The 24,334-nt window shown below is 72.3% G+C and carries 26 protein-coding genes and 3 tRNA genes; 11 read left to right on the top strand and 18 right to left on the bottom strand.

Translation table 11 applies throughout. The annotated features are described in order from the left end of the window. Positions 1-17: 17 nt before the first annotated feature. Both JAV76_RS12285 and JAV76_RS12280 read right to left on the bottom strand, forming a co-directional pair. Positions 18-1,193, bottom strand: a complete 1,176-nt coding sequence (locus JAV76_RS12285; RefSeq protein WP_198734357.1) for an SGNH/GDSL hydrolase family protein — start codon at positions 1,191-1,193, stop codon at positions 18-20. Between the two features lie 85 nt (positions 1,194-1,278). Beyond that, positions 1,279-1,848 carry a TetR/AcrR family transcriptional regulator gene (locus JAV76_RS12280; protein WP_198734356.1) on the bottom strand — a complete coding sequence of 190 codons (570 nt, stop codon included), beginning with the start codon at positions 1,846-1,848 and terminating at the stop codon, positions 1,279-1,281. Between the two features lie 277 nt (positions 1,849-2,125). Here JAV76_RS12280 and JAV76_RS12275 point away from each other — a divergent pair, with 277 nt between their 5' ends. The 3 genes from JAV76_RS12275 (at position 2,126) to JAV76_RS12265 (ending at position 3,722) form a co-directional block, all read left to right on the top strand. Beyond that, a complete protein-coding gene (locus JAV76_RS12275; RefSeq protein WP_307844199.1) occupies positions 2,126-2,485 on the top strand; it encodes a DUF1294 domain-containing protein in 360 nt (119 codons plus the stop codon). Positions 2,486-2,679: 194 nt separating this feature from the next. Next, a complete protein-coding gene (locus JAV76_RS12270) occupies positions 2,680-3,237 on the top strand; it encodes a DoxX family protein (RefSeq protein ID WP_198734354.1) in 558 nt (185 codons plus the stop codon). 284 nt (positions 3,238-3,521) lie between these two features. Then, positions 3,522-3,722: a hypothetical protein gene (locus tag JAV76_RS12265; RefSeq protein ID WP_198734353.1), complete on the top strand. Its 201-nt coding sequence runs from the start codon at positions 3,522-3,524 to the stop codon at positions 3,720-3,722. Here JAV76_RS12265 and JAV76_RS12260 read toward each other — a convergent pair. From JAV76_RS12260 to JAV76_RS12235, 6 genes are all read right to left on the bottom strand, one after another. Further along, complete coding sequence (locus tag JAV76_RS12260) at positions 3,670-4,491, bottom strand: PAS and ANTAR domain-containing protein (protein ID WP_198734352.1); 822 nt, start codon at positions 4,489-4,491, stop codon at positions 3,670-3,672. The two genes, JAV76_RS12265 and JAV76_RS12260, sit on opposite strands and share 53 nt — an antisense overlap. A gap of 131 nt (positions 4,492-4,622) precedes the next feature. Next, the gene (locus tag JAV76_RS12255; protein ID WP_198734351.1) at positions 4,623-6,089 is read right to left on the bottom strand and encodes a mechanosensitive ion channel family protein; all 1,467 of its coding nucleotides are present in this window, start codon (positions 6,087-6,089) and stop codon (positions 4,623-4,625) included. A 284-nt stretch (positions 6,090-6,373) separates the two neighbouring features. Further along, the gene (locus tag JAV76_RS12250; protein WP_307844198.1) at positions 6,374-7,258 is read right to left on the bottom strand and encodes an HAD family hydrolase; all 885 of its coding nucleotides are present in this window, start codon (positions 7,256-7,258) and stop codon (positions 6,374-6,376) included. Next, a complete protein-coding gene (locus JAV76_RS12245; protein ID WP_307844197.1) occupies positions 7,255-8,517 on the bottom strand; it encodes a cysteine protease StiP family protein in 1,263 nt (420 codons plus the stop codon). Before JAV76_RS12245 ends, JAV76_RS12250 begins: the two co-directional genes overlap by 4 nt. Beyond that, positions 8,514-10,118, bottom strand: coding sequence for a phosphoribosyltransferase family protein (locus JAV76_RS12240; RefSeq protein WP_198734350.1), 1,605 nt, complete (start codon positions 10,116-10,118; stop codon positions 8,514-8,516). The genes JAV76_RS12245 and JAV76_RS12240 overlap by 4 nt, the downstream gene beginning before the upstream one ends. After that, the gene (locus JAV76_RS12235) at positions 10,115-11,272 is read right to left on the bottom strand and encodes an HpcH/HpaI aldolase/citrate lyase family protein (protein ID WP_198734349.1); all 1,158 of its coding nucleotides are present in this window, start codon (positions 11,270-11,272) and stop codon (positions 10,115-10,117) included. Before JAV76_RS12235 ends, JAV76_RS12240 begins: the two co-directional genes overlap by 4 nt. 157 nt (positions 11,273-11,429) lie before the next feature. On the opposite strand from JAV76_RS12235, the gene JAV76_RS12230 reads away from it, so the two are divergent. Beyond that, the gene (locus JAV76_RS12230) at positions 11,430-12,755 is read left to right on the top strand and encodes a TerD family protein (RefSeq protein ID WP_198734348.1); all 1,326 of its coding nucleotides are present in this window, start codon (positions 11,430-11,432) and stop codon (positions 12,753-12,755) included. Positions 12,756-12,839: 84 nt separating this feature from the next. Here JAV76_RS12230 and JAV76_RS12225 read toward each other — a convergent pair whose 3' ends face one another. From JAV76_RS12225 to JAV76_RS12215, 3 genes are all read right to left on the bottom strand, one after another. Continuing rightward, a complete protein-coding gene (locus JAV76_RS12225) occupies positions 12,840-13,415 on the bottom strand; it encodes a TerD family protein (protein ID WP_198734347.1) in 576 nt (191 codons plus the stop codon). 96 nt (positions 13,416-13,511) lie between these two features. Beyond that, positions 13,512-14,642 carry a DUF475 domain-containing protein gene (locus JAV76_RS12220; protein WP_198734346.1) on the bottom strand — a complete coding sequence of 377 codons (1,131 nt, stop codon included), beginning with the start codon at positions 14,640-14,642 and terminating at the stop codon, positions 13,512-13,514. Positions 14,643-14,742: 100 nt separating this feature from the next. After that, positions 14,743-15,318 carry a TerD family protein gene (locus tag JAV76_RS12215; protein ID WP_198734345.1) on the bottom strand — a complete coding sequence of 192 codons (576 nt, stop codon included), beginning with the start codon at positions 15,316-15,318 and terminating at the stop codon, positions 14,743-14,745. 223 nt (positions 15,319-15,541) lie between these two features. Here JAV76_RS12215 and JAV76_RS12210 point away from each other — a divergent pair, with 223 nt between their 5' ends. Then, the gene (locus JAV76_RS12210) at positions 15,542-16,294 is read left to right on the top strand and encodes a hypothetical protein (protein WP_198734344.1); all 753 of its coding nucleotides are present in this window, start codon (positions 15,542-15,544) and stop codon (positions 16,292-16,294) included. Between the two features lie 35 nt (positions 16,295-16,329). Here JAV76_RS12210 and JAV76_RS12205 read toward each other — a convergent pair whose 3' ends face one another. From JAV76_RS12205 to JAV76_RS12195, 3 genes are all read right to left on the bottom strand, one after another. After that, positions 16,330-17,415, bottom strand: a complete 1,086-nt coding sequence (locus JAV76_RS12205; RefSeq protein WP_198734343.1) for a hypothetical protein — start codon at positions 17,413-17,415, stop codon at positions 16,330-16,332. Then, on the bottom strand, positions 17,412-18,395 hold the full coding sequence (galE, locus tag JAV76_RS12200) for a UDP-glucose 4-epimerase GalE (RefSeq protein WP_198734342.1): 984 nt from the start codon (positions 18,393-18,395) through the stop codon (positions 17,412-17,414). The genes JAV76_RS12205 and galE overlap by 4 nt, the downstream gene beginning before the upstream one ends. Positions 18,396-18,474: 79 nt before the next feature. Continuing rightward, entirely contained in the window at positions 18,475-18,828 is a 354-nt protein-coding gene (locus JAV76_RS12195; protein WP_198734341.1) for a metallopeptidase family protein, read from the bottom strand. A 163-nt stretch (positions 18,829-18,991) separates the two neighbouring features. Here JAV76_RS12195 and JAV76_RS12190 point away from each other — a divergent pair. From JAV76_RS12190 to JAV76_RS12170, 5 genes are all read left to right on the top strand, one after another. Next, positions 18,992-19,064: transfer RNA gene (locus JAV76_RS12190), tRNA-Glu, on the top strand. Between the two features lie 111 nt (positions 19,065-19,175). Then, a tRNA-Asp gene (locus tag JAV76_RS12185) sits at positions 19,176-19,249 on the top strand. Between the two features lie 47 nt (positions 19,250-19,296). Continuing rightward, positions 19,297-19,369, top strand: a tRNA-Phe gene (locus JAV76_RS12180). 173 nt (positions 19,370-19,542) lie between these two features. Continuing rightward, the gene (locus JAV76_RS12175; RefSeq protein WP_198734340.1) at positions 19,543-19,965 is read left to right on the top strand and encodes a phage holin family protein; all 423 of its coding nucleotides are present in this window, start codon (positions 19,543-19,545) and stop codon (positions 19,963-19,965) included. Continuing rightward, positions 19,962-20,252 (top strand): DUF3618 domain-containing protein, encoded by a 291-nt coding sequence (locus JAV76_RS12170; RefSeq protein WP_198734339.1) that lies wholly within the window; start codon positions 19,962-19,964, stop codon positions 20,250-20,252. The genes JAV76_RS12175 and JAV76_RS12170 overlap by 4 nt, the downstream gene beginning before the upstream one ends. Positions 20,253-20,380: 128 nt before the next feature. Here the strand turns inward: JAV76_RS12170 and JAV76_RS12165 are convergent, their stop codons facing one another. Further along, a complete protein-coding gene (locus tag JAV76_RS12165; RefSeq protein ID WP_198734338.1) occupies positions 20,381-20,611 on the bottom strand; it encodes a BldC family transcriptional regulator in 231 nt (76 codons plus the stop codon). Between the two features lie 324 nt (positions 20,612-20,935). Between JAV76_RS12165 and JAV76_RS12160 the strand changes: the two genes are divergently transcribed. Then, positions 20,936-21,142: a DUF3073 domain-containing protein gene (locus tag JAV76_RS12160; RefSeq protein ID WP_198734337.1), complete on the top strand. Its 207-nt coding sequence runs from the start codon at positions 20,936-20,938 to the stop codon at positions 21,140-21,142. Between the two features lie 105 nt (positions 21,143-21,247). Here JAV76_RS12160 and purM read toward each other — a convergent pair whose 3' ends face one another. The 3 genes from purM to JAV76_RS12145 form a co-directional block, all read right to left on the bottom strand. Beyond that, positions 21,248-22,351: a phosphoribosylformylglycinamidine cyclo-ligase gene (purM, locus tag JAV76_RS12155; RefSeq protein ID WP_198734336.1), complete on the bottom strand. Its 1,104-nt coding sequence runs from the start codon at positions 22,349-22,351 to the stop codon at positions 21,248-21,250. 68 nt (positions 22,352-22,419) lie between these two features. Beyond that, a complete protein-coding gene (gene purF / locus JAV76_RS12150; RefSeq protein ID WP_198734335.1) occupies positions 22,420-23,967 on the bottom strand; it encodes an amidophosphoribosyltransferase in 1,548 nt (515 codons plus the stop codon). Positions 23,968-24,003: 36 nt separating this feature from the next. Then, the gene (locus tag JAV76_RS12145) at positions 24,004-24,333 is read right to left on the bottom strand and encodes a histidine kinase (RefSeq protein ID WP_198734334.1); all 330 of its coding nucleotides are present in this window, start codon (positions 24,331-24,333) and stop codon (positions 24,004-24,006) included. Position 24,334 lies beyond the last annotated feature (1 nt).

The raw sequence follows: 24,334 nt of genomic DNA, 5'->3' as shown, positions 1-24,334 counted from the left end.
CACGTCCGCGACCGGACTCAGCGCCGGACCGTCAGCGGCCCGCCCTCCCCGAGGGCGAGCCGGGCGAACCTCTCCCCGATGATCTGGTGGGTGGCCGCGTCGGGGTGGAGGGCGTCGGGCAGGGGGTGCGGCTGGGCGTCGTCGGGGCCGTAGAGCTCGCGGCCGTCGAGGTGGTGGAGGTTCGGGTCGCTGGGCTGCCGCTCGCGGACGATGCGCTCGAGCTCCGCCCGGATCACGGTGAGCGTGAGCTTGCCTGCGACCACCTCGCCAGGGTCGCCCGTGGCGCGGAAGCGGACGACGCCCTCGGCGAGGGCGTCGGTGTCGAACGCCCCCGGACCTGGGGTGTCCTCGTGGATGCCACAGAAGATGGGTGAGACCACGAGGAGCGGCGTCTCGGGGTGACCGTCGCGGATCGTGTCGAGGAACCCGTGCACCGCGGGTCCGAACGCGCGGACCCGCATGAGGTCCGCGTTCACCAGGTTGATGCCGATCTTCACGCTGATGACGTCCGCCGGGGCGTCGCGCAGGGTGCGTGCCACGAACGGGTCGAGGAGCGCGCTGCCCCCGAGGCCGAGGTTGACCAGCTCCACGTCGGCCGTCCGGCTAGCCACAGCGGGCCACGTCCCCGTGGGCCGTGCGGCGTTGGACCCGTGGCTGACGGAGCTTCCGTGGTGCAGCCACACTGCACGGTCCCCCGTCGGCCCGGGTGCCACCGGGGCGTCGGCACGGAGGTCGACGAGCTCGGTCGTCTCGATGTGCGGCAACCACACCTCCACGTCCTTGGTCCCCCCGGGCAGACCCTCGAAGCGCGAGGTGCACACCTCGCCCGCCTCCTCGTGGGCGGCTCCGGTGCGCATGTCGACGGTGACCGTCGTCCCGCCCGACGTGGTGGCGGACGCCGTCAGCACACCGTCGACGACGAGGTCCACGACGCCGTCCGGGCGCGGCGGCACGCCCGCGTAGACGACGCGACGCCGGTAGGTGTCGACCTCGAGGACCGTGGCCGCGGTGCGGAGCACGAGGCGCACGCCCGACGGCTGGGACTCGACCGTCGCGAGCTGCGGGTCCGCGCACTGCGCCCTCGCCCACGCTGGCAGGCGGTGCGGGAGCAGCCCGCGTGGGGTGCGCTCGAGCTCCGCGGCGCCGCGCACGAGCGGTGCGACCGGGACGCTGGTCAGGGTCGGGGAGGTCATGGGTCCTTCTCTCTGCCCGGTCCCGGGCCACGGTGATGACGACAGTGGTGACGACGGGGGCGCCGAGCCACGAGTGCCCGAGCGGCTACGGGGCGGGCCAGGCGCCGAGGACGGCGTCGAGCGCACCGATGACGTGCGCCCAGCTCTCCTGCGGTGCCGGGCCGCTGTGGGAGAACGCGCCGCTCGCCTCGAGCGTGATGAACCCCCGGACGGTGCTCCCGATGAGCCGCACCGCGTGGACGTGCACGGCGGGATCGAGGTCGTAACCGCGCAGGACGGCCTCCATGAGCCGCGTGTGGCGCGGCCCCGCGCTCGACGCCGCGGTCGACGGCTCGAGGGCCGCAGAGCTCGCGGAGAAGCGGCCCGGGTGCTCGCGCGCGTAATCCCGGTACGCGTCCGCGAGGCCGGCGAGCGCTTCCGCTCGTGACCGTCCCGCGACCGCGTCGGTGGCACGGTCGGCGAGCTCCTCGAGAGCGAGGAGCGTGACGCGGGCACGAAGGTCTGCGGTGCCCCCGACGTGCGAGTAGAGGCTCGGGGTGCGCACCCCGAGGCGGCGGGCGACCTCCGCGACGGTGACGCGCTCGAACCCGATGTCGTCGGCCAGCTCGGCCCCGACGGCCGCGACCCTGCCCGGTGTGATCCCTGCGTGCACCATGTTCACCTCTTCGTCCGCGATCGATCCTATACCCATTAGGCAACTACCTGTGGAACGAAGGGAGAGGTTGCGGCAGTAACGCGGGAGCCCCCGCACGGCCCGCCGCCCGCAGCGTCGCGACGCAGACCGCTAGCATCGGCGGGTGCCACCCACCTCGCGACCGTCGACCTCGCGACCCTCCGCTCCGCGCCCGTCCGGCCGTCGCACGCATGTCGGTCGCCCGGCCGGCCGCACGCCGGAACGTGGGCCTCGGCGGCGCCGCGCACCCTGGGTGCTCGTGGCGCTGTTCGTCGCCGGGCTGACGGCCGCGACCCTCCTGCTGGACCTCAGCCTGGTCGTCGCCGCCGTCTACGGCACCCTGAGCCTCGTGACGTTCCTGACATACGCGCGAGACAAGGCCTCGGCGCGCGCCGGGCGCTGGCGCACGTCGGAGCAGACGCTGCTGACCCTCGGGCTCCTCGGTGGGTGGCCGGGCGCGATCGCCGCCCAGGAGACGCTGCGGCACAAGACGACGAAGGTGAGCTTCCGGTCGCGGTTCTGGGTGACGGTCGTCGTGAACCTCGCCGCGCTCGGGCTGCTGCTCAGTCCTCTCGGTCCGGTGGTGCGGGACGCCCTGCGCGACGTCGTGGGCGTCTGAGCCTCGGATCGAGGTCCCGCCTGACGCGGCGCTACGGGTCGCTGGAGCAGCGAGCGCGCCTCGTGCGGAGCGCCGAACGCGCAGCACAGAGCGCATGCCGCAGCCCACTGCCCACTGCCCACTGCCCACTGCCCAAACGTTTCAGCAGTGCCCGAGTCGTGGCATACGTCTGTGATGTGCATCACCCTGGTGCGATGACGACCACACCACTCGCGGTCCGGACGGACGAGCGTCCCACCGTCGATCACACCCACGACACCACAGGACGTGTGGGAGCGCGGTCCCTCGCCGCCCTCCGCATCGTCCTCGGCCTGGTGTTCCTCTGGCCCTTCCTCGACAAGACCTTCGGCCTCGGCTACGCCACCCCGCGCGACCGGGCGTGGATCGCCGGTGGGACACCGAGTCAGGGATACCTGCAGTCCGACGCCGTCAAGGGGCCGACCAAGGACCTCCTCGCATCGATGGCGAGCCCCGTGTCCGACTGGCTCTTCATGCTCGGCATGCTCGGCGTCGGGCTCGCGCTCGTCATCGGCATCGGGCTGCGCGTCGCCGCCGTGGCCGGCGCGTTCCTCATGCTCCCCATCTACCTCGCGAGCTGGCCCTTCGGACCGGGCAGCAACAACCCCCTCGTCGACCAGCACCTCGTGTACGTCGTCGCGCTCGTCGCCCTCGCAGCGACCGCCGCCGGCGACACATGGGGCGCCGGCCGCCCGTGGGCGAGAGTCATCGGCCGCCAGACCTGGCTCCGATGACCCCTGACACCTGACACCCCCGACCCCACAGGACACAGCACGGCCCCGAACGACCTCACACGGGGCGTGCTCTCGTGGACGGGGCGTGCGCTCGAGGCGCCGCCCCGTCCACAGGAGCACGCCCCGCCGGGCCGCGCAGCCGAGGGGCACACCACGCGCGGACCTGATGCCCGTCGAGCGCTGCGCCCGGGCCGTGAGGGCGAGGACACCTCACGCCGAGCGTCGGACCGCATGCCGCGCTACGGTCGGGACGGACCGGCGGACGACGGCACGAGGAGGACCGCGTGAAGTGGCACGAGCAGTCGAAGGACGTGTGGACGGCGTCGACCGAGCACCGGGTCTACACGGTGAAGAAGTACGACGGCCGATGGAAGTTCACGTGGGACACGGTGCCCCCGTCGCTCACGGAGCGTGAGCAGGGGCAGGAGTGGCTCACCCTCGCTGACGCGCAGCAGGAGGCCGAGCAGCACTCGTCCCCGAGCTGAGGGGCGCTGGACCGGAGGCCACCCACGGGACCTCGCCGGCGGTGACCCACTCCCCGTCCGCGGAGCGCGTCTGGATCCACAGCGCCTCGTCGCGCGCCACGGACACGGCGATGTCGAGGAAGTCCCGGGCGGCGAGGGCGATCGCGATGTCCTCGGCGCGGCTGGTCTCCCTGTACACCTCGGTCCCGTGCCGGTCGACGAGCCGGTAGGTGCGTCGACCGGACACGGCACCTTGGTCACCCAGCTGCGGCACCCCGTCGCCCCTGCCGCTGCTCGCCGCCGCCACGAGACCTTCGGCGAGCTCTCGGAGCTTGACGTTCGCCTCGTTGGACCGCTGCTTGAGCATCCCGAACGCCTCGTCCTCGCTCAGCCCGAACGCAGCCATGAGGATGCCCTTGGCCTGCTCGATCGCAGCGCGCGAGCCCGCAGCGGCGCGGATCGACTCGGCGGCCTCCCGCTGCGCGGCCTCGTGCTGGGTCTCGGTGAGGTCGATGATGGTCCCGGAGATGCAGGCCGACGTCGGCCCGTCAGGATCCTCCCACCGGCCGGTGAGGACGAGCGTGCGCTCCACACCGCGCGCGTCGACGATCCGGTGCACCCGGCTGAACGCCGCGCCCGAGCTCCGCAGAGCCTCGACCGCGACCTCCACGGATCCTCGGTCCTCGGCCACGACGTGGGCGAGGACGAGGTCACCGGACGGGACGACCTCGTGAGGCTCGAACCCGTAGATCTCGTAGACCTCGTCGGACCACCACCAGGTGTCCGTCACGAGGTCCAGGCGGTAGGTGCCGAACGCCTGCTCGGTACCGACGGTCAGCGCGGCGATCCGGTGGCCAGCGTGTCCATGATGAGTCCTGTCGCACAGTGCCGTGACGGCCGCTGCTTGACCCCAGGGCCACCCTACTCGCGCCCGCCCTCCTCCGCAGGCGCACGACGGCCGTCGACCTCGCCGGCACGCACGTCGCCCTCCTCGTCCTCCACGCGCTGGATCTGGGCGGTGCGCTCGCGCTCGTCGATGACCTCCTGGCCGGGTCCGGAGAACGCCTTGGACCGCTGCTGGGCGTCCGCGCTCCCGGTGAACAGCCCTGCGGCGGGGCTCATGACCTGGGTCTCCTCGACCTCGGCGGTGGGGTGCGGGCCACGCGACGGCTCGCTCAGGCGCATGCGCAGCCCGGGTCGCGCGACCCGCACGGGGATGCGCTCGGGGGCCTTCTGCGTGGCCTTCTTCTTCCGCTCCCCGGCAGGCCCCTTCCCGGGTCGCGCGCCGCCGGGGCGGTCGTCCTCGTCGGTGACGCTCAGCGGCGCCTCGACGGCACCGTCGGCACCGAGCAGGCGGGTGCGCGGCTTGGCCTGCGGGGCCTCGCGCTGCAACCACTCGACGAGGCCTTCACGCAGGTAGCAGCGCAGGTCGAAGAGCGTCCCGGCGTCCTGGGCGCTCGCCATGGCGCGCACCCGCACGAAGCCGTGGGTGGCCTCAGTCACCTGGAGGACGCCGACGCGCTCGTCCCAGAGCGGCGTCGAGTCGAGGAGCCGCGTGAGCTCGGCGCGCATCTCGGCGAGGGGGACGTCCCAGTCGAGGTCGATCTCGACTGTCCCGAGCAGCTCCGCCGCCCGCCTGGTCCAGTTCTCGAAGGGAGTGGTGGTGAAGTAGGTGCAGGGCAGGATCAGACGACGGTCGTCCCAGATGTGCACCACCACGTACGTCATGGTGATCTCCTCGATGCGACCCCACTCGCCCTCGAGGACCACGACGTCGTCCACGCGGATGGCGTCCGTGAACGCGATCTGCATGCCGGCGAACACGTTCCCCAGCGCCGTCTGCGCCGCGAGACCGGCGACGATGGACACGAGTCCCGCGGACGCGAGGAGGCTGGCACCGGCGGCGCGGGCGGCGGGAAACGTCAGGAGGATGCCCGCGAACCCGCAGATGACGATGACCGCGACCGTGAGGCGCCGGACCACGATGATCTGGGTGCGCACGCGTCGGGCGTGCCTGTTGTCCGCCGTGTCGGTGCGGTACCGCTTGAGGATCCCGTCCTCGACGACGAACGCGAGGGACCCGACGAACCACGCCCCCACCACGATGAAGAGGATGAGCAGGAGGTGCTCGACGCCCGCGCGCCAGGAGTGCGCGGAGTCCGTGGCGAGGCGGACGGCCAGCCACACACCGACGACGACGAGGACGGCACGCAGCGGGCGACGCATCCGGGTGGAGAGGTCGCGCAGGAGCCAGTTGTTACGACCGGCGCGCCGGACCACGCCGGAGATGATGGCACCGACGAGGAACGCGGCGACGACCGCGCCGACGACGGCGATGGCTGTGACGGCCACGTTGGTGGCCTCGGTGAGGTCTGTCTCTGGGGGCATCGGTCCAGGCTAGGCCGATGATCCTGGACGTCGCCTGACGGAAGGTCCGGGGCGCCCGTTCCGGTGGCGAGGTCCCACAACCGGTGCAACACTGGCGATGCAGCCACTGCGGCCGGTTCTCCGGCCCGGTGATGCGACCACCTTATGGAGTCGACGGGTGCGAGAGCTCCGTCCGGGCGCAGGCCCACTGCTCCGCCACGCACTGTGCGGGCGAGACGGAGCAGCTCCCACCCCGCTCGCCCTCGGGCGGGCGGGGTGCTCCGGTGGGTCGCCGCCCGCGGCAGCTAGCCTGCCGCCCCTTCCGTCACCTGAGCCAGCAGCCAGGACGCGATCTCCTCACCGGCCGCCGCGCCTGCCGCGCCCGTGACCGTGAGGCCCGGCGTGGTCCAGCCGACGTCGTGCAGCTCGCCGTGGGCGGGCCGGATCGCACGCGTGGCGGACTCGAGCATCTCCGCGTCGAGCAGCGAGTCGCCGGCCGCGACCACCGTGTGCGCGTCCGTGCGGCGCGCCACCTCGGCGACGGCCGCGCCCTTGCGCAGCTCGTCGGGGACGACGTAGAGCTTGCGGCCCTGGAGCGACGCCCTCCACCCGTGGGCCCGCGCCCAGTCGGCGACCTCGTCGACGAACCCCTCGGGCAGGTGCTGCCGGCGCACCACCGCGTAGCAGAAGAGGCCCTCGGCGCTGCGCAGCTTGGACGTCCACTCCGGCTTGAACACGGACGCCATGTAGCCCTCGACCTCGGCGAACGGGTGCGACGACTCGGCGAGGACCCGCGTGACCCGGTCGGTCCACGCCTGGTCGGCCACGCCGTCGACGAGGAGGAACCCGCCGTTCGCGGTCACCGCGTACGGCGCCTGCGGCCCGGGCAGCATGATGCGCTCGTACTGCGCCCGGGTCCGTGTGGTCGCCGGGACGAGCGCCCCGGTCCGCGCGAGGGCCTCGACGGTGCGGTGCGCAGCCTGCGTCACGTAGGAGAGGGGTTCGCTCTCGTAGATCTCCACGCAGGCGAGGTCCCGCACGAGCTCCTCGTGGGTACCGTCGGGGAGGCCGAGCCGCGCGGCCTTGCGCGAGTAGACGAGCGTCCGGTCGAGGTCGCACGCCGCCACCACGGGCAGCACGGCGTCGGCGGCCCGGCGCACGTCGGCGGTCCGAGCGGTGGTGCGGCTCACCTGGAAGCCACCTCGCCCTGCTCGACCGGGGCGGCGTCGGCCGCCGCCGTCCCGTCCGCTCCCGTCGCCCCGCGCGTGAACCGCGGGTGGATCAGTCCCACGCAGCTGTACGGGAGATCGGCGACCTCCTCCACGTCGACGCCCCGCTGCTCGGCGAGCAGGCGCACGTGGCCGAGCTCGGCGGCGGCGTCCGCACGCACGAGGACCTTCCACGGGACGCGACGCAGCAGCACCCGCGTGGTCTCCCCCACGCCAGGCTTCACGAGGTTCACGTCGCCGAGACCGTAGGACTCGCTGATCTGCTCGACCGCGGCCCACCCGGCCCAGGTGACGTCCGGCTCGGGAGCGTCCTGCCGCGCCGCCACGTCGGCCCGCACGGTGTCGGCCACCTCGGAGAACTGGGCGCTCACGACGTCGAGGAACTCCGCCGAGACGTCCGCGTCCGCGAGGTCGGCGTAGAACTTGGCGCCGTGGAACATGCCGGGACCGATGAGCCGGTCGTTGAGCACCGTCCGCGACACGAGGCCGGAGACCGTGGAGTTCAGGCACGCCGACGGGATGAGGTAGTCCTCGCGCGTCCCGAAGAGCCGGACGCAGTGCCCGGGGTCGGCGAGGACCGCCGGCTCACCGGAGAAGCCGCGCTCCCCCAGGCCGAGCGCCGCGTTCGCGCGCTCCACGGCCGCGTCGAGCTCGCGTGCGATGGCCCCCTTGCCCGTCCACCCGTCGACGAACAGCACGTCCGCCGGGTCGTGGTGCTGGGCGAGGTACGCGAGGGCGACCTCGTCGATGCCCCGTCCACGGACGATGCTCGCCGCGTAGTGCGGGAGCGTCAGGCCGTGCGCGTAGCTGGCCCACCGCTTCATGAGGATGCCGACGGGCGTCCCGGCGCGGGCCAACGACACGAGGACGGTGCGCTCCCCGCGCTCCGCGAGCGCGAGCTCGGTGACGACGCCCACCGCGTGGGCGAGCCGCGCGGCCGACGCGCGCAGGGCGCTGTGGAAGAGGTCCTGGTACTCGGGGGTGGGCTGGTACTCCACGGGGAGGGACTCGGCGTAGTGGGCGCCACCGGACTGGATGGCCTCCTCGCGCTCCTCGGTGGGGGCCTCGAGCTCGACGTCGGAGAGGTCGCTGAGGAGCCACTCGACCTCGTGCGCCCCGTAGGACCCGAAGGTGGGGCCGTGGAGCGGCGCGGGCAGCGCGGTCGCGTCGCCACCCCGGGTGGCGTGCGGTGCGGAGCTCGGTGCTGTCTCGACGGTCACAGGGTGTGCTCCTCGGTGGTGGGGCTGGTTCTGGTGCGCTGGGCGGGGACGTACGACGGGACGACGGCGAGGTGCACCTGGTCGCAGCTCTCGGCGAGCCGGTCGAGGAGCCCGCCCGGAGCCCGGAGCTCAGGGGTGTCCCCGACGGAGTCGACGACGAGGACGATGTCGGTGAACCGTCGCGTCGGGTCCGTCCCGGGTGCGACGTTGTGCGCGAACCGCGGTCCCGGTCCGTCGGCGGGGTCGTCGTGCGCGGGGAACTCCAGGGTGGTGCGCAGGGCGTACCCCGCCTCGTCGACGGCGAGGACCGGTGACCGGGTGGTCGTGGAGCAGCGCACCTCGAGCGCCGGGCCGGGCGCCGAGCCCGGCCCGGTCGTGCCGGAGGCGAGCGACTCGAGGGCCCGGCCGAGGAGGAGGGGCGCGTACATGAGCTCCTCGAACCCGAGGACGAGGACCCGGTCGCCGGTGAGGGAGGACCGCAGGCTCTCGGCCGCGGCGGTCGCAGCCGCCTCGAGGGTGGTCTCGTCGGCGGGCGTGAACCCGTGGCGTCCGCCGTCGCGCACGCCCGCACCCCAGGTGGGGACCTCGCGCGGCGCGAGGCCGCGCGCCCCGCCGTCGGGCCCCGCGGAGGCGGGGACGGCATCCGGTGCGGACGGACCGGCGGGCGCGACCGGCGTCGCGGTCACCGACGCGACGAGCGACGCCGCCCGCTCGAGGAGACCGTCCGGGAGCGTGATGGTGCCGGACGCGAGCGCCACGACGTCGATCCGCACCCCGAGCCTCTCGGAGAGCGCCGCGAACGTGCCGCGGTCGGCGGCGGACCGCAGGTCGATGAGGGCTGCGACGACGTAGCGCTCGCGGTGCCGGACGGCGTCCAGCGCGGCGATGGTGTTGAGCGCGGTGCGCCCGGTGGAGATCTCGTCGTCGACGAGCACGAGGGTGCTGGCGCGGTCGAGCAGGCGGGGGTCCTCGGGGAGCACGAGGTGGTCGGTCGCGTGCGAGTGCTCCTCGGCGAAACCGGCTGCGGGCGTCACTCCGTCGACCGGGCGACGGGTGGAGTGCACCGACGGGACGCCGAGGGCGCGGGCGACGCTGTGCCCGAGGGCGGTGGCGGTCTCGGCGTACCCGAGGACGGCCGTCCCCGCGAGCAGGTGCAGCGGGTCGCCGGAGGCTGCGCGCGGGGCGCTGGCGGCGACGGCGTCCGCGAAGCGTCGCGCCGCCGCGACGGTCCGAGGGCCGGTCGCCCCGAGGGCGTCGCGCAGGGCGTCGGCGAGACCGGCGGCGCGTGCGGCGTCGGGCACGGTGCCGCTGCCCGCGACGACATCGGCGACGAGGTGCCCGAGGAGCACACCCGCCTGGTGGACGACGGTCGGGGACGTGGGCACGTGCTTCCCGAGGACCGTGGACACGAGCAGGTGGGCGCGCCGCGGGTTGCGGCGGACCGCGAGCCCGACGAGCGCGTCGAGCGGCACCCCTACGGGCGCGTCCACGGTCTCGACCCCGATGCCCAGGCGGTCCGCGACCCACGTCCCCGTCCATGTCGTCGCGGCCGTCGCGGTCGTCGCGGTCTCCCCGACGGCGGGGACCTGCGCCGCGCTCACGAGGTCTGGCTCGCGCTGAGGACGTCCACGAAGCTCACGTCCTCACGGATCACGCCGAACACCTGGGCGCGCCGCAGGAGCTGGGTGGCCCAGGCCCGGTGCGGCTTGCTCTCGTTCATCTTGTTCCGGTACTCCGACGCCTTCGCGCCACCGCGGTCCGCGGCGAGGACGTCGCACGCGTCGACGTACTCCTCGTGGGACACCACGGACAGCGCATGGACGGCCGCGACGTGCGAGGGGTGGATGACGGTCTTGCCGGTGAGGCCGTTCGCCTGGTCGAGGACCACCTCGCGGATGAGCCCGTCGAGGTCGTCGGCGATCATCCGCTGCCGCAGCTTCTCCTCGTCGTGCTCGGCGAAGGGTGTCTCGCGGAGCTGCGGCTTGAAGAGGCGCTCGTGCTGGGCGAAGTACTCCCAGACGGGTCCGGTGATGACGAACCCGGTCTCGTCGGCTCGCCCGAGGACGTTGACGATGTCCGCGATGACGGCCGCGATGACGTGGACGTGGTAGATGGTCAGCTCACGGTTGCGCCGCAGACCGAACGCGGCGGAGAGGTCGGTCGCACCGATCCGGACGGCGAGGACCGTGTCCCGGTACTTCTGCAGCACCGTCTGGATGCCGGCGAGCTCGGTGCTCCGCGTCTCGGCGAAGGCGAGCGTCGGGGACTCGAGGACCGGCATGGCGTACAGGCGACGGCCGGAGCGGGCGTTGACGGCCTCGATCGCCTCGAGGTACTCGATGCCGTTGTCCTGGAGGAACTTGGGGACCACGAACCCCGCGAGGATCCCCAGGTGCTCGCCCAGGCCGTCGGCGACGAGCGGGATCTGCTCGGGGTTCCGTACCCGGACGAAGACGAGGGGCCCCGTGGCGCCGGTCTGCGCGTAGGCGCGGAGCTGGGCGACGACGTTGCGCTCGGCGGCCGGGACGTCGTCGTCGGAGATCGAGTCCTCGAGGCACACGACGACGGACACGACACCGGCCGCCGCTCGCTTGGCGATGTCCTCCGCGAGGCGCGGGCGCGTCCCGGGGCTGTACAGGGTGGCGCCGAGCGCCATGGCGAGGACGTGGGGGTCGCTGTCCGTGCCGAAGTCCTCCGGTGCGCGGAAGAACAGGCGGTCGATCTCGGACGCGCTCAAGGTGGCGAAGTGGCGCATGTTCTCCCGGCTCTCTGCGTGCGGGACGGCGCGATCGACGCAGCCCCTCGCGCCCACTGCGTCGGGTGCGCAGTTCAAGATAGCCGACGGGTCCGCCCCGAGGACACCGTGCCGGAGGGGAGAACTCCCCACCAGGACGCTCTGCGACCATGGGGTCATGACGCAGATGACCAAGGGCTCGAACATCCCGCTCACCGCCGTCCACCTCCGCGCGGAGCTCGTGTGGGACGCCCGCCCCGGGACGCCCGACGTCGACGCCTCGGCGCTCCTGCTCACCGAGCACGGGACGGTGCGCTCCGACGACGACTTCGTGTTCTTCAACCAGCCGGCCCACGCCTCGGGTGCCGTGCGGAAGCTGCCCAAGCAGAGCACCGCGTCCACCGTCCGCGACACCGTGGAGGTCGACCTCGGTCGCGTGGAGCCGGCCGTCGACCGCATCGTGCTCGGCGCGTCCGCCGACGGCGGCACCTTCGGCGCCGTCCGCCACCTGCGGCTCGTCGTCACGGACGTCGGCACGGGTGCGGAGGTCGCGCGGTTCGACATGTCCGACGCCACCACGGAGACCGCCTTCCTCTCCGGCGAGCTGTACCGCCGGGGCGGCGGCTGGAAGCTGCGCGCCGTCGGCCAGGGCTACGCGTCCGGCCTGGAAGGCCTCGCGACCGACTTCGGGATCACGGTGGACGAGGCACCGGCGGCACCACCCGCACCCCCGGCACCGACGCCCGCCCCGGCGTACGTCCGGTCGGCCCCGACCGCCCCTCCGCCCCCGAGCGCCCCGAGCTTCGGTGCTCCCGCACCGGCGGGCACGGGGACCTCGATCCCCGGGTACGCACCGCCGCCGTCCGGCCCGCCCGTGGCCGTGCCGCCCCCGGCTCCTGTCGCAGCGCCCGCGCAGGGCCGGGCGACCGTCAACCTCGACAAGGGACGCGTGAGCCTCGCGAAGAACCAGCGGGTGAGCCTGACCAAGTCGGGCGCACCGGCCCTCACGCGCGTCCGGCTCGGCCTCGGTTGGGACCCGGCCTCCGGCGGCAGGTCCATCGACCTCGACGCGTCCGCCATCGTCCTCGACGCGCAGGGCAAGGACGTCGACAAGGCGTGGTTCCTGTCGAAGAAGGCGTGCGGCGGTGCGATCCAGCACATGGGCGACAACGTCACGGGACAGGGGGACGGTGACGACGAGGTGATCGTCGTGGAGCTCGACCGCCTGCCCGAGAAGGTCGCAGCGGTGGTGCTCACCATCAACTCCTTCGGTGGGCACCGGTTCACCGACGTGCGCAACGCCTACTGCCGTCTCGTCGACGCGGCGTCCGGCGCGGAGCTCGTGCGCTTCGACCTCACCGACTCGAAGCCCAGCACCGGGGTCTTCATGTGCGTCCTGCGCCGCAGCAGCGGGGGGACCTGGGAGATGGAGGCGCTCGGCGAGTTCCACGACGGGAAGACCGTCAAGGCGATGCTCAAGCCTGCCGCGCAGTTCGTCTCCTGACCGGTCCACCGCACCGACGACGAAGGCCCCCGGCGGCTGCCGGGGGCCTTCGTCGTGCGTGGCGGGGCGCACGGGCCCCGCACGTCACAGGTGCGGGGTGACCGCCGGGAGGAGCTGGTCGAACGTCCGGCCGCTCGCGGACTGCCCGATGGCCGTCATGGCCCACCCGGCGCCCTCGCGCGTCACCTTGGCCATGATCTGCGCGTTGTGCGTGCCGGAGCCGGAGAGGTCGTAGCGGGCGACCTCCGAGCCGTCCGTCTCGTCGACGAGACGGCAGAACGCGCTCTCGATCTGCGTGAAGTCCTGCCCGGTGAACGAGTTCACCGTGAAGACGACCGTGGTGACCGTCGGCGGGATCCGCGTCAGGTCGACGACGATCGACTCGTCGTCGCCGTCCCCTGCGCCCGTCCGGTTGTCACCCGTGTGCACCACGGAGCCGTCACGGCTCTGCAGCTGGTTGAACCAGACCACGTCGACGAGCTTCTTCGAGGCGTCGAACAGCAGGCCCGACGCGTCGAGGTCGATCTCCTGCTCCTTACGGCCGAAGAAGCCGCGCTTCTTCACGGCGTCCCAGCCGAGGCCCATGCGCACCCGCGTGAGCGTGGCCCCGCTCGACTTCTGGAGGGAGAGCTTCTGTCCCTTGGAGAGGTTCACTGACATGCGTCGTCCTTTCGGTGCCCCGTGGGCGGGGCGGTTGCGGATGAGGTGTCGGTGGTGCGGGCCGGCACCGGCCGTGAGGCCGGTGCCGGATGCTGCTCAGGCGTCGACCGTGGCCGGCTCGCTGGTCGTCGGCTCCTCCGTGCCGTGGAGCCTGCGGTAGCGCAGCGAGGACAGGAACGCCGCCCCGATGAACACCACGCCCACGAGGCCGGTGACGATCTCGTTGACGTGCACCTGGATGGAGACCAGGAGGATCACGGCGAGCGCACCGATCGCCCAGTGGGCACCGTGCTCGAGGAACACGTACTCGGCGAGGGTGCCCTTGCGGACCAGGTAGATGGTGATGGAGCGGACGAACATCGCCCCGATGAACCCGAGCCCGAGGGCGATGATCACGGGGTCCGAGGTGATCGCGAACGCACCGATGACGCCGTCGAACGAGAAGGACGCGTCGAGGACCTCGAGGTAGAGGAAGAGGAAGAACCCGGCCTTGCCGGTCGCCTTCGCGAGCTCGGACGGGCCACCTCCGGTGCTCTCCGTGTCGAGGGCGTTGTCGACGACCTTCTCGGAGACGCTCTCCTCGCCGATGCCGCTCGACTCGAAGAGGGTCCCCAGGCCGTTGACGGCGAGGTAGGTGACCATGCCGAGGACGCCGGAGAGGAGCACGACGTGCGGGTCCTCGGCGAGGAGCTCCGCGGCGAGGAGCAGGAGGACCGCACCGACGACGACGGACACGTTCTCCAGCTTGCCGGCGCGGGCGAGCGGACGCTCCAGCCAGCCGAGCCAGCTGATCTCGCGCTCCTCGAAGACGAAGTCGAGGAAGAGCATGAGGAGGAACATCCCGCCGAACGCGGCGATCTGCGGGTGCGCCTCGTTGAGGACGTACCCGTAGGTGCCCTCGACGTGCGGGTCGCCCTTCTCCATGGCGAGCTGGAGGGCCTCGATCGGGCCGAGGTCCGCGGTCACGGAGACGATGACGAGGGGGAACACGAGGCGCATGCCGAAGACGGCGATGAGGATTCCGACCGTGAGGAAGAGCTTCTGCCAGAAGGCGCTCATCCGCTCGAGGATCTTCGCGTTGACGACCGCGTTGTCGAAGGAGAGGGAGACCTCGAGGATCCCGAGGATGAGGCAGAGGAAGAAGGCGTTCCAGCTGCCGTAGACGAATGCGGCGACGAGCGATGCGATGGTGACGGCGAACGACCAGCCGAACGTGCGCAGGATCATGCTGTTCCTTGTCTCGGCACTGCGCGCACGGGCGCAGCAGGACGACGGCCCCGGGGGCGGGTCGCCTCGGGACCGTCGTCCGTGATGTGGTTGTGCAGCGTCAGACGTTGACGCCGTAGTCGCGGGCGATGCCCGCGAGGCCCTCCGCGTAGCCCTGCCCGACGGCACGGAACTTCCACTCGGCGCCGTTGCGGTAGAGCTCGCCGAAGACCATGGCGGTCTCCGTCGAGGCGTCCTCGCTGAGGTCGTAGCGGGCCAGCTCGGCTCCGCCTGCCTGGTTGATGACGCGGATGAAGGCGTTGCGCACCTGGCCGAAGCTCTGCGAGCGCGTCACAGCGTCGTAGATCGACACGGGGAAGACGATCTTGTCGCACTCCGCGGGGACCGCGGCGAGGTTGACGTTGATCTGCTCGTCGTCGCCCTCGCCCTCACCGGTGGTGTTGTCGCCGGTGTGCTCGACGGAGCCGTCGGCGCTCTTGAGGTTGTTGAAGAACACGAAGTGCTGGTCGGACAGGACGCGTCCGTCGGCGCCTGCGAGGATCGCGCTGGCGTCCAGGTCGAAGTCGACACCGGTCGTCGAGCGGACGTCCCAGCCGAGACCGACGGTGACGGCGGTCAGGCCCGGGGCTTCCTTGGTGAGCGAGACGTTCCCGCCCTTGGTCAGACTGACTCCCACGAGTACTCCATACGTTCGGGACGGGGCGTGCGTCCCCGCCGTGTCGATGGTCCGTCGCCCGGTGGGCGACGGGCCGACTATAACGTGCTGACCCCTGTCAGCACGTGGGTCCCGGGGAGGAGATCCATGGGGACTCCTCCCCTGCGTCGGCGTGCACCTCGAATCGTTTAGGCGTTTTTGTCCCGAGTGCGACACCTCGGGGGCATCCGCTACCGTCGGCGTCATGACGTACGCCCACCCGCGCACCGCGCTCCGCGCCCGTGCCGCTCTCCCCGCTGCCCTCCTCGTCCTCGTGCTCGCTGCCTGCGGCTCGGACGACCCCGGGGACGGAGGGACGGGCGAGGGTGCCGAGGTGTCGGACCAGCCGACGGAGGCGTCGGTCGAGCGGGGCGACCTCACGGAGGCGACGCTCGAGATCGTCGGGGGTGCGGCGACCATCGAGCTGGTGGCCGGCGACGCCGACGGCACCCTCTTCAGGGCCGTCTCGGCCGACGACGCCATCTCCCCCGTCCCTACCGAGACGGCAGAGGGCGAGTACACCCTGGACATCACGTACGTGCAGGACAGCTCGACGAGCGCCCTGACGGTCTACCTCGACCCGGAGGTGCTGTGGCACCTCGACGTGACGGGCGGGTCGGACACGTTCGAGGCCGACCTCTCGCAGGGACGTCTCGGCTCGCTCGACGTCACGGCGGGGTCGCGAGCCATCGACCTCACGCTGCCGGTGCCCGAGACCGAGGTGCCGATCACCCAGGCCGGGGGCGCGGAGTCCTTCACCGTGCACGTCCCGGAGGAGGCCTCCGCGCTCGTGTCGTTCGAGGCCGGGTTCGGGTCGGCGACGGTGGACGGCGCCGAGCTGGAGCCGGGCCCGTCGGGCGAGGCGACGGCCGGGGACCCGGCAGCGGCCGAGCGCTACGTCATCACGAACACGGGCGGCCTCGCGTCGTTCGTCCTCGACCGCGGCCCCGTCTCCTGACCTGATCGCGCCGTCGTCCGCAGCGCTCCCGGAGGTCAGGAGAGCGCTGCGAGGACCCGATGCCACACCTCGAGCGGCCGGCCGGTGTCGGTGAGGACCAGCGGTCGCGCGGTCGCCGGCACGCCGGGGGCCGCGCTGGTCCGCACCTCCCCCACGAGCAGCTCGTCGTGGGCGACCTGGACGGCCCGGTCCCCGTCCCCCGGCCCGAGGCCGAGCCAGGCGGCGAGCCTGGCCGGGATCGCGGCCACGTCGAGCACCTCGAAGGTCGGGGCGCTCGCACCGGGGTGGGCGGAGCGCAGCACGGCGTGCCCCTCGAGCCGGTGGACGGTCACCCACGTCCTGGGGGTCGCGTCGCCGGTCCGACGCTCGAGAGCCACGAGGACGTCGGGGCGGTGGAGGGCGCGGCGCACCCACCGGCCCGTGGGGGTCGCGGTGCCGTCCTGCTCGAGGAGCCCCTCGGCGCACGGCCCGGACCGCCAGCGTCGACCGACACGGTGCGAGCCGTTGACGAACACCGTGAGCTCCTCGTCCCCGAGCCGGGGCACAGCCGGGACGGGCCCGGTCCAGACCCGGTCCCCGAGGGGCGACGGTGCGACCGGGGCCTTGACCAGGTGCGGACCGCCCGGGACGGAGAGGCTCGCGAGGGCCTGCTCGACCGTCCCCGCCAGCGCTCGGTGGTGGGCGACGGGCACGGTGGCCGTCGCCGCCACGAGGCCGTCGCCGGAGGGCACCACGAGGGTGGTGACGACCACGGGCGTGGTGCCGTCCCGGTAGGTCAGGTCGCTGCGGACGCCGGGGGCGTGCCCGTCGGAGCCGGACCAGGCGCGGTGGTCGAGGAGCCATGCGAAGGGATCCGCGGCCCACGCATCACGGACCGCGGACGCGACGACGTCCGCAGCGGTCCGCGAGGCGCCCCCCTCCGTCGCCGCACGGGGGACGAGACCCGCCGACCCGGCGAGGTCCTCGACGCGCAGCTGGGCGGCGAGGGGGCGGCCCGTCGCGTCGGCCCGCCATGCCGGACCCTCGCAGAGAGCGGCGCCGAAGTCCTCGACGACCGTCCACCCGTCCGGGACCACGAGGGCGGCCCCGGACCGGGGCTCACGGAGCAGGTGCGACGTCACACGTCGATGCGGCGAGGCCCGGCCTGCCACGCGGACCAGGCGGACTCGAGGATCTCGTCGAGACCGGCCTCGCCGCGCCAGCCCATGACGGTGTTGATGCGCTCGGGCGAGCCGACGAGCACGGGCGGATCGCCTGCACGACGCGGCTCGACGACCGGGTCGATGGTCAGGCCGCTGACGCGCGCGAGCCCGTCGATGACCTCGCGCACGGACGAGCCCTCGCCGGTGCCGACGTTGAACACGTCGAAGGGGCGCTCGTCGCCACCCAGGTAGCCGAGCGCCGCGATGTGCGCCTTCGCGAGGTCGAGGACGTGGATGTAGTCACGGACGCACGTGCCGTCCGGCGTCGGGTAGTCGTCGCCGAAGAGGCGCGGGGACTCGCCGCGGGCGATGCGGTCGAGGACCATGGGGACGAGGTTGAGCACCGCGGGGTCGCCCAGGTCGTCCCAGCCCGCGCCGGCGACGTTGAAGTACCGCAGCGCCACGAAGCGCAGGCCCCACGCGCGGGACGCGGCCCGACCGAGCCACTCACCGACGAGCTTGGTCTCCCCGTAGGGGTTGATGGGCTCGGCGTGGAGCTTCTCCTCGACCACGGAGACCGACGGCATGCCGTACGTCGCGGCGGAGGACGAGAAGACGAGGCGGTCCACGCCCGCGTCCTCCATCGCCCCGACGACGTTGACGAAGCCGTTGACGTTCTGCTGGTAGTAGTACGCGGGGCGCTGGACCGACTCGCCGACCTGCTTGCGCGCCGCGAAGTGGATGACCGCCTCGACGGAGTGCTCGCGGAGCGTCGCGGCGAGCGTCTCGCGCGCCTGGGGCCCGGCGACGTCGAGCTCGACGAGCGTCGCGTTGCCGATGCGCCCCGCCTGGCCGGTGCTCAGGTCGTCGACGACGACCACCGACTCACCCTTCTCCAGCAGGAGCCGCACGACGTGCGCCCCGATGTACCCCGCTCCACCCGTCACCAGAATCGTCATGGCAGCAGGCTACTCGGCCGCGTGGTCGTCCCCGGGTGCCGTTCGTCCCGCGCGTCGACGCCGTGCCGTCGCCGGCTCCTCACGCCCAACCGAGCTCGTGCAGGCGCTCGTCGTCGATCCCGAAGTGGTGGGCGATCTCGTGGACGACGGTCACCGCGACCTCGTCGACCACCTCGTCGCGGGACTCGCAGACGGCGAGCGTGGGGTTGCGGAAGATCGTGATGCGGTCCGGCAGGGAGCCTGCCGCCCAGCCGAGGTCGCGCTCCGTGAGGGGGACGCCCTCGTAGAGCCCGAGGAGCCCGGGGTCGTCGGCGGGGGCGTCGTCCTCGACGAGCACGACGACGTTGTCCATCTGCGCCGCGAGCTCGGGTGGCACCTCGTCGAGCGCGTCGCCCACCGCGTCCTCGAACTCCTCGCGCGTCATCTCGACCATGCCGCCATCCTCCCCCACCCTCCCCCGCTCGTCCCCACGGGCCCCACGAGTCGGCCACGCGGCACTGCACGACCTCGGGTTTTGCATCCCACGCTCCGCGGGTCATATGATGACGCTGGTCTTCGACGGTTCGAGCTTCCGGGCGTCCGGGGCGTCATGACTGGCCCCCATCGTCTAGCGGCCTAGGACGTCGCCCTTTCACGGCGGTAGCACGGGTTCGAATCCCGTTGGGGGTACGGGCACATCGAACGGTGTTCGGAGTGGGCCACGAAGTAAGGTACGATCTTCCAGGTTCGCCGAAAAGCGAACTGCACGAAGCAGGTTCCTCGTAGTGAGGTATCACTCGAGGCCCCGTAGCGCAGTTGGTTAGCGCGCCGCCCTGTCACGGCGGAGGTCGCGGGTTCAAGTCCCGTCGGGGTCGCTTGACATCGAACGCCCGGTCATTCATTGGCCGGGCGTTCGGTTCAAGGCTCTGTAGCTCAGTTGGTAGAGCGTTCGACTGAAAATCGAAAGGTCACCGGATCGACGCCGGTCGGAGCCACACATGAACCCCTGGGAGACCAGGGGTTCTTTTTCTTTGCCCCCCCCGGTCTGCCGCCGCCCCGACCCACCCCATGCCACCCCTCCGACGCCGTCACCTCGGGCGTCGCGGTTGCGGCCGACCCCGGGTACGGGTTCAGTAGGTCTAGTGTCCACCTGGAAGGCGGGAGTCAGATGAGTCAGGAAGACCACGGGCGCGTACCGCTCGGTACGCAGAAGCCCTCCATCGGTCAGCTCCTCGAGCAGATGACCGAGCAGGTCAAGACCCTCGTCCGTGCCGAGATCGCCTCGGCCAAGGCCGAGATGGCCGCGAAGGCGAAGAACGCGGGCATCGGCATCGGGTTGTTTGTCGGCGCCGCCGTGCTCGGGCTGTACGCCTTCGGGTTCCTCCTGCACTCCGGCATGGTCGGGCTCGCTCACGTCGTGCCCCTGTGGCTCGCCGCACTGATCGTGGGGATCGTGCTGCTCGCCGGCGCCGGCGCGCTGGCGCTCGTCGGCAAGAAGATGCTCTCGCGCGGCATGCCGCCTGCACCCACCGACGCCGTGCAGAGCGTCAAGGCCGACGTCGACGCCGTCAAGAATGGGGCCACGTCATGACCTCCTCGAACCCGGACGACACGGCGCGCCAGGCCGAGATCCTCGCGGCCCGCGCTGCGCTCGCCGCCACGGTGGACGAGCTCACCACACGCCTGACCCCCAAGAACCTCGCCGCCGATGCCGCGGAGAGCACTCGCCGGGCAGCAGACGACGCAGGGACCTTCCTCGCCGGCGGAGGCTTTCCTGTGGGCTCACCCAGCCGCACCCGCAACGTGAAGATCCTGCTCGGCGCAGCGGCAGGAGTGGCCCTCCTCGTCACCGTCGCGGTGATCCGCAGCAGACGCTGACACGGAGCGACGACGAGGGGCCCGACCGCGGATGCGGGCGGGCCCCACGGCGGCCCTGGGGGGCGCGCCGGCGGGGGGGGGGTGCGCCCCCTGGCCGCCCCCCCCCCGGCTCGGCGCCGGGATGTGGCTCAGGCGCCGCGGCGGGCGCTCAGCTCGTCCTCGCTCACGACGACACCCGAGTTGGCGAGGAGGCCCTTGACCTCGGACTCGCGGTAACGGCGGTGGCCGCCCAGGGTACGGATGGACGAGAGCTTGCCGGCCTTGGCCCAGCGCGTGACCGTCTTCGGGTCGACGCGGAACAGGCCCGCGACCTCGGCGGGCGTCAGCAGGACTTCGGGCTCTCCACGGTTGATGGACATGTGTGCCTCTCTTGGCAACGGGCTGGTTCCGAGGGGGGGCGGAACTGTGCGATCAGACTCGTTGCTCTTTCATCCATTATCCCAGTTCGGGCGATTCGTAACCTGCGAAAAGCGGGTGAAAAACGGGTGAATCGGCTGTGAGCGAACAGGACGAGATGTAGATCACCCTCCCGATCACGCCTCGAACGGCTCCTCCTCGCCGGTCCAGGTAGTCCTAGGCCGCCGCGAGCATGTACCGTTGACCCACGAACAGACGAAACTTACCCCGGGGCCGCACGTCTGAGTACGCTGCCGCCCCGCTTCTACGTTGAGGGGGTCGGAGCCATGGGCCGCGGCCGTCAGAAGGCAAAGCAGACCAAGGTCGCTCGGGAGCTGAAGTACTTCAGTCCTGAGACGAACTACAAGGCGCTCGAGCAAGAGCTCACTGGTCACAGCCGAACCGATGTAGCCACGGACTCTCGCCTCGCGGCGAGCAGGTCCGACGACTCCGAGGACTGGGATCCCTATCGGGACTGGTCCGACGACCGTTGACGTCGTTCGACCCCACGCACTGAGACACCGCACCTGCCCTCCGGGGCCGGTGCGGTGCGCGTGTGTGCGACCGGCTGGTCGGCCTGGTGCGCTCGGCCCGCCAGGTCAGACCCGGTAGTTCCCGGTGAGCTCGACGGCCCCGCCGTCGACCCCCTTGGACCCGCGGACGATCCCGTCGTGCTGTGCCGGGTCGTCCGAGGCCACCGTGCCGAGGACCCATGCGGGGACCCCGAGCGCCGCGAGACGGGCGAGCGCTGCGTCTGCGCCCTCGACACCGACGACGGCGACCATCCCGACACCGAGGTTGAGCGTGTTCTCCAGGTCGGACCAGGGCACCTGACCGAGACCACGGACGACGTCGAACACCGCGGGCACCGCCCAGGACCCTCGGTCGACGGTCGCGCGCAACCCAACCGGGAGGACGCGGGCGAGGTTCGCGGCGAGACCCCCGCCGGTGACGTGCGAGAACGCGTGCACCTGCGCAGCCTCGTCGCGCGCCAGGGCCAGGCAGTCGCTCGCGTACACGCGCGTGGGCTCGAGGAGCTCCTCGCCGAGGGTGCGCGCGAACTCGGGGACGTCACGGTCCAGCTGCCAGCCGGCACGCCCCACGACGGCCCGCACCAGCGAGTACCCGTTCGAGTGGAGCCCCGAGGACGCGAGCGCGATGACGACGTCGCCCTCGCGGACGCGGTCCGGGCCGAGCAGCGCGGACGCCTCGACGACGCCGACAGCGGCACCTGCCACGTCGTACTCGTCCTCGGCGAGGAGACCGGGGTGCTCCGCGGTCTCTCCCCCGACGAGCGCAGTCCCGGCGACCTCGCACGCCGCCGCGATGCCGCGCACGATGTCCGCGACCCGCTCGGGGACGACCTTGCCCGTCGCGATGTAGTCGGTCATCACGAGCGGCTCCGCACCGCACACGACGATGTCGTCGACGACCATGCCCACGAGGTCGAAGCCGATGGTGTCGTGGACGTCCATGGCCTGCGCGATCGCGACCTTGGTGCCGACACCATCGGTGGAGGACGCGAGGAGCGGACGCTCGTAGTCCTTGAGCACGCTCACGTCGAAGAGACCGGCGAACCCGCCGACGCCGCCGACCACGCGGGGGCCGTGCGTGCGGGCGACGGCCGCCTTCATGAGCTCGACGGCACGGTCGCCGGCGGCGGTGTCGACGCCTGCGGCGGCGTACGTGAGACCTTCGGACACGGGGTTCTCCTGCGGGTTTCGGGGGGACGACGGCCCGGGCCGGGCGCCGCTCGGCGCCCGGGGACGCGTCAGGGCTGGTTGAGGGCGGTGGAGCCGCCCGCGGACACGGCGAGGGTGCTCAGGCCGTCCTCCGGTGCGCCGAGGGGCTGCTCGGGCTGCTCGAGGAGGTGCTTGCCGAGCTGGTCCGAGTCGGGGAGCTCGATGGGGTACGTGCCGGAGAAGCACGCGCTGCACAGCTGGGAGCGGGGCTGCTCGGTGGCGGCGATCATGCCGTCCTCGGAGATGTACCCGAGGGTGTCGGCACCGAGGGACTTGCCGACCTCGGCCGGCCCGAGCCCGTTGGCGATGAGCTCGGCGCGGGACGCGAAGTCGATCCCGTAGAAGCACGGCCACCGCACGGGCGGGGAGCTGATGCGCACGTGCACCTCGGCCGCACCGGCCTCGCGGAGCATCCGGATGAGGGCGCGCTGGGTGTTGCCGCGCACGATCGAGTCGTCGACCACGACGAGGCGCTTGCCCTTGATGACCTCGCGCAGCGGGTTGAGCTTGAGCCGGATGCCCAGCTGGCGCAGGGTGTCCGACGGCTGGATGAAGGTGCGGCCCACGTAGGCGTTCTTGGTGAGGCCCTGGCCGAACGGGATCCCGGACTCCTGCGCGAAGCCCACCGCCGCAGGCGTCCCCGACTCGGGGACGGGGATCACGAGGTCGGCCTCGACGGGGTGCTCCTGGGCGAGGCGCCGGCCCATCTCGACGCGCGCCGAGTGCACGGAGCGGCCCTTGATGCTCGTGTCGGGGCGGGCGAGGTACACGTACTCGAAGACGCATCCTGCGCGCTCGGGCTCGGCGAACCGCTGCGACCGCAGACCGTCCGCGTCGATGGAGACGAGCTCGCCGGGCTCGATCTCACGGACGAAGCTGGCGCCGACGATGTCGAGGGCCGGGGTCTCGCTCGCGACCACCCAGCCGCGCTCGAGGCGCCCGAGGACGAGGGGACGCACGCCCTGCGGGTCCCGTGCGGCGTAGAGGGTGCGCTCGTCCATGAAGACGAGGCTGAAGGCGCCGCGCAGACGTGGGAGCACCTCCATGGCCGTCTGCTCGAGGGTGTGGTCGGCGTCCCCGGCGAGCAGCGCCGTGACGAGCGCGGTGTCGGTCGTGTTGCCGCGGGCGAGCTCTCCGCGCCGCTGGGCGCCGTACCGCTCGGCGACGAGGTCGACGAGCTCGGCGGAGTTCACGAGGTTGCCGTTGTGGCCGAGGGCCACGGTCCCGCCGGCGGTCGCGCCGAGGGTGGGCTGGGCGTTCTCCCAGGTCACTCCCCCGGTGGTGGAGTACCGGCAGTGTCCGACGGCGATGTGCCCGGTGAGCGCGTTGAGCGCCGTCTCGTCGAAGACCTGGGACACGAGGCCCATGTCCTTGTAGACGAGGATCTGCTCGCCGTTGCTCGTGGCGATGCCCGCGGACTCCTGTCCGCGGTGCTGCAGCGCGTACAGACCGAAGTAGGCGAGCTTCGCCACCTCTTCGCCGGGTGCCCAGACGCCGAAGACCCCGCAGGCGTCCTGCGGTCCCTTCTCGCCGGGCATGAGGTCGTGATTGAGAAGTCCATCTCCACGGGGGGCCACGCGCCAAGTCTCCCACACGGCCCGGGCGCCGCGAAGTCAGCGTGAGCGCCGCACGCTCCGGCGGTCGGCGAGGACCGCGGCGGTCCCGGCGGCGAGCGTCGTCACGAGGGTGGTGCCCAGGACGGTGACGACGACGTAGATCCACCGGTTGACCATCCCGGCGTCGGAGACCACGACGCCGAGCACCACGCCGACGACGATGCCGACGAGCGCCCCGGTCCAGAAGAACGCGCGGTAGCGCGGCGCGCGACGGACGTGGGCGTCCGTCGCGGTGCGCTCGATGGTCTCGCGCTCGGCCGAGGTGGGCGTGGCGGGGTCCGACGCCTCGTCCGGGCGCGGTGGGGTGCTGGGCTCGTGGGACGTCACC

Origin of the sequence: Sanguibacter suaedae (assembly GCF_016342785.1) — a bacterium.
In the GTDB taxonomy this organism is placed as follows: domain Bacteria; phylum Actinomycetota; class Actinomycetes; order Actinomycetales; family Cellulomonadaceae; genus Sanguibacter; species Sanguibacter suaedae.
The sequence above is the reverse complement of the archived record's forward strand: the minus strand, read 5'-3'. Positions and strand labels throughout refer to the sequence as shown.